Raw genomic sequence first — 5618 nt, 5'->3', positions numbered from 1 at the left:
TGTATTTGATGGCCCGCGCAATCGCCTCTTCCAGGCTCACTGGCCCGGTCAGAGGAGCAACGCCCTTGCCGAGGCTTTGCCGATCGGCCTGGACCTGCGACTGAATTTCTTCTGTCGAGAGCGCCTGACTGCTCAGGTTGGCACAGCCAGTGAGCCAGATGGCAGAGCCTAACAAGGCCGTGAGCCGGACACGGCCACGAAAATTTGTCTCGGACCGGCGGTGAGCAATGGCGTTCATATTCGCAAGGGGATGGTGGCAAAGACGGTTTGACAAGAAGACTGGCCCAGATGGAATCTATGCACCAAACTTCAAAAGGTATGCAAAAGTCTTAATTGTCAGAAAATGTGTTCGCGATGTTACTAATCAAAGGTGACAACCGCAATCACTGAAATCAGGTATTTTTTCTGCCAGAAGCACCATGCTGTCGCACTCATTCTTTGCCCCAATTGGTGCAATGAGCCCCTGGCGGTGACTGGTCAGGCGACTCGCTTGTGATGCAGTGCATAGCTGCCTGGGGCAGCTTCCAGCAGGAGACAGCAAGACACTCCCTCAAGTTCTCCAAGAACCGTTGGCGCAAAGAGTGCTGATTGCTATTAGAGGTTCCAGCACTGATCTATGAATTTCAGATCAGCACCGCTCGCAAGCGCGCTTGCCACGCATTCCCGAGGCATTGGAAGGCGCACAACAACGCCCCAGGCGCATCAAACTGCTTCAGTAAAGCCAGGCAGTTCAATCACAGCAGCTCCATCGTCAAGCTTGAGAGATTCGGACGCCCAATGGAAATCGACCGCAACATCACGGGCGTGACAACTGCAGTCGATGGTGCGGAAATGCCTCATAAGGGCTCCTGAAAACCCCGGCAGTCAACCCTGATCGCCGCCTTGCCTCAGGTCGTCTGCGACCGACTCTACAAAGCTGACGCAGAGCATCAATACCATGAGCGCAAACTGACAAGTAGCCATTTCATGGCATCCTGGCTCAATTGATATTTGCAAACAATATGCTCGCATTGATTGGCGGCACCAGATAGATGTTTACACCTGTCACCCGAGGCTGCCTATGGGCTCTGGCCCTCTGCAAAGGAGCCGCGAGAAGAGCCAAAGCCTGCTCGATGCAGGCGAACGAAGCAAGCTAAGCCAGCCGTCTGCTGGACGAGATCAGTTGCCAGACACTTAAACGCTGCGACCGCCCATGCAGCGACACATCCCACAGCACGCCCACTAGTGAAGCGAGAACACCGCTGCGGCATCAATCTCAAGTGGCCTGGAAAGCAAATACCCTTGAGCGCAATCCACCCCAAGCCTTTGCAGCATATCCAGCTCTTCCGGCCGTTCAACGCCCTCTGCAATCACCAGGCTTCCTATTTCATGTGCGAAGCTGATGAGACCTCTGGCCAGTGCACGCCGTTTCTCATCGGTATCGATAGAGTGAGTAAGACTCATATCCAGCTTGATGATCTCGGGCTCGAGATTGAGGATATGCCGCATGCTGGAATAGCCCGCACCCGCATCGTCAACCGCCAGTTTTGCGCCCCGGCGACGGTAAGGCTCCAGCCCAATGGCAAGAGCTTTGTAATCCTTGACCGCAGCATGTTCTGTAATTTCCAGGACCAGACGGGAGAGATCATCAATGCCATCAAGTAGTTGATGGAATTTGCTGCTAAGCAGCAATTGTGGCGAGCAGTTGACACTTACGCTGCTGTTGGCGGGCAGCCGCTCCAGCGCTGGCAGCACCTTGGATACAGCGCACAGCTCCAGGTCAATGCCCAAACCTGCCTTGTCGGCCACATCGAACCAATAATCCGGCGCATGTCTGGGCTCGACATCAAAACGCGAAAGGCTCTCAAAGCCGCAGATGGCCTTGTCACGCAGACTGCAGATCGGCTGGAAAACCATCCTCGGATCACCGTGCGCCAAAGCGGATCGGACCTCTCCGACCAACCGTGCCTTGACTCGCTCCTCGGCCGCCTGCTCTTCGATACGGTCTGCCAGGATCTCTGCAAATGCGCGCAGCAATTGCATGTCGCGCTCCCCTAGCGTTGGATTCGGGAGGTAGCTGAAGCAGCAAAGCGTCCCATACACATGCCCATCCGTGAGACGGACGGGAACACTCAGATGGGACCCAATTGGAATTGCATGTGTTGCAGAAATGTGCTGAGTAGCCGGCACACGACTTGTGTCCGGAATACATTCCGGCAGCTCGCCATGAACGACCTTCAGGCAGTATCCCTCCTGCATGGGAATGCTCTGGCCTTGATAAAGCGGCCCGCCCGAAACACTGTCCAAATGCTTGAGCACCCGTTCGGCAGCGCCGAAGTGTGAGACAAAGGCGATATCCATTCCCAGGTGCTTGCGAACCGCACGCAGTATGCGATCCACTCCTTCTGCACACACACCTGATCTCATCAAATGATTGAGATGGCGATTCCCGTCAACCTCCAGATCGTTCATCTGCATGCCCCCTCTTACATACAGTCGACTCACACGGCTTTTGTCGATATTTAATCTGGAAAAGCATGCAATGTGAAGCAATGATCATCGATATTCAACAAGTGTCTCAGCAGCGGCCGTGGCAAAAATGTCAATCAATCCACTAGTTTCACCATCCACCTGGATTCCAGCTGTTGCTCCAGGTATGGGTCCTCGGTGAGTTTTTCTGTGTGACGGCTTCGTGGGACGGATTCAACCGGTCGTTGCAACACCATACCTTGCCTCCGGCGCGAGGAATCAGTTCAATCGGAATACGCATCGAGGCAGGATGTGGACGACAGATCGCAGGCTGCATTTATTCGTGTCGAGCAGTCACAATCGAAGACATCGCCCACCTGGACACATTGCCGTGCAGAAATCAAGGCGAATGGGTCAAAGGTCAGGGCATCCAGGACGACAGTACTCACAGCCCTACGCCACGATGCCCAACATGAATTGACTGCATTCAGACTGGCAGCCGCATGGGCCGGCTTTTTGCTCACCAAGTCCTGTGCCTTTTGCTGCCGCTTTGCGGCATATCGCTGCAGTGCTTGAGCTACTGTGCGACAACCTGCACACGACACAGATCAACACCCAGCCGGACGAGAATTCCCCGGCGCTCTGCTTGCAGCGTTTGAGCTGCCACACAAGGCTCAGGCCGTTTCAAGGCTGACGCCTTGACGGGAACACAGGCCCATCCCCCAAGCAGCAACTATTCGCATCTACCCTAAAAACATCCTCTAGTAGTCGTGATTCCAACGCAATCCAAGCGATCCGTCATTCGTCAGGCGAATTCACTGGACTCGCCATCCCGGCAGCTGTACCGTCTTCTTTAGGTTCAGAAACTTGATTGAAGGCCGCCGTCCCCATGAGTAAATCCAAAGAGTCCACAGTCCATCGCATCGTGGATGCAAAGCAGTGGGAACTCAATCGCGAAAAAGAGCGCATCACCTATCCTGCCAACCATGCCGGCCCGATTCAAATGGACTGGCGCAAGCGTGAGAACTACTCGGCCACTGACCTGAACTACCGGGGAAGAAGCAAAACCCCGTAACAGCAACTCGGTCTCCAACCTCCAGACGAACCCCGCCACTGTCAACTGAGCGGGGTTCTGCTTTTCCGGCAAACACCTGGCAGGCCAACGCCAGCACCGCTGGCCTGCCAGAAGACAAGGCCTGGCTCCACCATCATTTCAACTGACCGATCTGCCGAGCTGCAGCCTGCCCGGAGGAAAGCAGCTTCGCTACTCTGACGGGCAAAGCCTTTGGCCAAGCGGCCCGGAAGTTCTCTGGTTGAGTACGCAAGCCTTGATCCAAAGGGCCGTGAGCGCGCTTTGTGGCATCTATGCCAGCAAACACCAGGCGAGCCTGTCGCGACTAGCAACTCGGCAGCGCCCTGTTTAACTTGATGGCAGGGTTCGCTGACCTTGCAGAAAAGAGAGCACAGACCCCGCATATCCCGGTCGTTCACCGGCCTGCTTTACGGTAGCCAGAAGCGTCGCGGCACAAATGCATCAATCATCAAGACTGCCGGCCCCATTGGGCTTCATTTCGGGCTGGCAGCGGGTCGTGGCCGACTCGATGAGGAAAGGCGTGATCCCGCACCGGCCCTGGTTCCAGCTCTGTATGCATACTCCACGGCCCGACACAAGAATCGATACGGAGAGCTGTCCGAACTGTAGGCCGCCAGAGCAATAGCGCCCGTGTCCATGAACGCTCAAGGAGCGCAAACCGCAACTCCTTGGAGTCATGAATATTCCCACCGCGGGAATAAAACAGAAAGCCGCTACAACTTTAATAGCTGTAGCGGCTTATGCATTCTGGTGGGTCCTGCGAGATTCGAACTCGCGACCAACGGATTAAAAGCGGCGTGCTCGCTGTTTGCGCATTCCTGTGACATAGGGAAGATCAAGACGCAGGGCTAGCATGCAGCGCATGGTTTACCGCCCATGTTGGCAAAATCTCCCGCACAAAAAAAGAGCCCCCTCGCACCTGATTTGGGTGTCGAGGGGGCTTTTTTGCGTTTGTTCAGCGAGGCCAAGACTCGGTGATCATTCTCGCATCATTTGCGTGGCCATCAGCTTGTCTTGCCATCCACTGATATTCCGCTGTGCACGCGCCGAGTAGCTCTCCTGCGGTTGTGGCGTACTCATCGACGGCGGCGCGGGAAGCGGCTGCGATACGGGCGGGCACACCGGCGAGTTGCTTGCGCAGGCCGTCAGCAGCAGCGGCAGCAAGACCAGCATCAGCCTGGAGGCTCTCGGCCCGAGCCTGGGCAGATTTGATTGCGTCATCCTTGGTTTTCTCCATGCGTGAATAGGAAGCCAAAGCCGACGCGCCAGCACGCATAGTCTGCTCTGCATGCTCTTTTTTCAGAAGCGATATGCGGGCCTCTGCGCGCTGGGCATTGACCCACCAGCCGCAGGCAAATGACATGGCCAGCAGCACGGCCAGGACCAGGGCCTGGGCGCGGCCGGTCATGCGAGCCCCGCCTCGCACAGTTGCCGCTCAGCAGCACGGCGCCGCACCAGGCCGGGCAACTGCTTGCCGCCGGCGTAGGTCCAGCGGCTCAACTCAGCACAGGCGCCGTCCATGTCGCCAGCATTGGCCTTGCGCACCAGAGTGCTGCGGCAAAAGGCGTCATCCCCCACATTGAAGGCGAAGCTCAGAAACGCCGCGCGCTGGCCGTCCGTCAGAGGTGCACGCACACAGCTCAGGGCGTCAGCATGCTGGGCCAAGTCCTTGTAGAGCATTTCCTCACACTGCTGGCGGGTGTAGGTCTGCCCCATCTTGAGCTCTGGCCCGGTGTGGCCCGTGCAAGCCGTGATGATGCCTACCGGGTCACGGTAAGTGCTGAGCACGGTTCCCTCGTAATGCTGAACCAGAGGAACCGCTAGAGCTGCCGCGCCGGCGCCAACGATAGCTATGAATTTTGCTTTCCAGCTCATCGGCCACCTCCTGCACGAACTGCAGTCCAGAACCCGAGCAGCGCCGTGCCCAGCATGACCACATATGCCACAGGCTTCGCCAGCTTTCCAAGCCAGTTCAGAACCTTGAAGGCCCCGCGCATAGCGGTGAAGAACTCCAGCAGGTCGGACAGCTGCTGCTTAAGCTCATGTAGTTCCTGCCGGGTCTTCCCCAGCTCTCGCT

At 56.7% G+C, this 5618-nt stretch carries 5 protein-coding genes and 1 pseudogene; 1 reads left to right on the top strand and 5 read right to left on the bottom strand.

Features of this window, described 5'->3' with window-relative positions; genetic code table 11:
• Positions 1-238, bottom strand: a pseudogene (locus P353_RS30080) (TolC family protein); the annotation flags it as partial.
• 983 nt (positions 239-1221) lie between these two features.
• Positions 1222-2457 (bottom strand): EAL domain-containing protein, encoded by a 1236-nt coding sequence (locus tag P353_RS24085; RefSeq protein WP_034375398.1) that lies wholly within the window; start codon positions 2455-2457, stop codon positions 1222-1224.
• A gap of 880 nt (positions 2458-3337) precedes the next feature.
• On the opposite strand from P353_RS24085, the gene P353_RS24080 reads away from it, so the two are divergent.
• A complete protein-coding gene (locus P353_RS24080; RefSeq protein WP_003070780.1) occupies positions 3338-3523 on the top strand; it encodes a hypothetical protein in 186 nt (61 codons plus the stop codon).
• Positions 3524-4496: 973 nt separating this feature from the next.
• Here P353_RS24080 and P353_RS24075 read toward each other — a convergent pair.
• The 3 genes from P353_RS24075 to P353_RS24065 form a co-directional block, all read right to left on the bottom strand.
• On the bottom strand, positions 4497-4949 hold the full coding sequence (locus P353_RS24075; protein WP_034375396.1) for a hypothetical protein: 453 nt from the start codon (positions 4947-4949) through the stop codon (positions 4497-4499).
• Positions 4946-5416 (bottom strand): lysozyme, encoded by a 471-nt coding sequence (locus P353_RS24070; protein ID WP_034375393.1) that lies wholly within the window; start codon positions 5414-5416, stop codon positions 4946-4948. The genes P353_RS24075 and P353_RS24070 overlap by 4 nt, the downstream gene beginning before the upstream one ends.
• Positions 5413-5618: hypothetical protein (locus P353_RS24065; RefSeq protein ID WP_034375390.1), on the bottom strand; the 206-nt coding region annotated here is incomplete at its 5' end. The genes P353_RS24065 and P353_RS24070, both read right to left, overlap by 4 nt.

Source organism: Comamonas testosteroni (assembly GCF_000761245.1).
Taxonomy (GTDB): domain Bacteria; phylum Pseudomonadota; class Gammaproteobacteria; order Burkholderiales; family Burkholderiaceae_C; genus Comamonas; species Comamonas testosteroni_C.
This window is presented reverse-complemented; position numbering and strand designations above follow the sequence as displayed.

What these genes read in the sequence shown, in the direction of transcription:
- P353_RS24085 (WP_034375398.1), bottom strand. Translation starts at nt 2,457, where the DNA reads ATGCAGATGAACGATCTGGAGGTTGACGGGAATCGCCATCTCAATCAT.
- P353_RS24080 (WP_003070780.1), top strand. Translation starts at nt 3,338, where the DNA reads ATGAGTAAATCCAAAGAGTCCACAGTCCATCGCATCGTGGATGCAAAG.
- P353_RS24075 (WP_034375396.1), bottom strand. Translation starts at nt 4,949, where the DNA reads ATGACCGGCCGCGCCCAGGCCCTGGTCCTGGCCGTGCTGCTGGCCATG.
- P353_RS24070 (WP_034375393.1), bottom strand. Translation starts at nt 5,416, where the DNA reads ATGAGCTGGAAAGCAAAATTCATAGCTATCGTTGGCGCCGGCGCGGCA.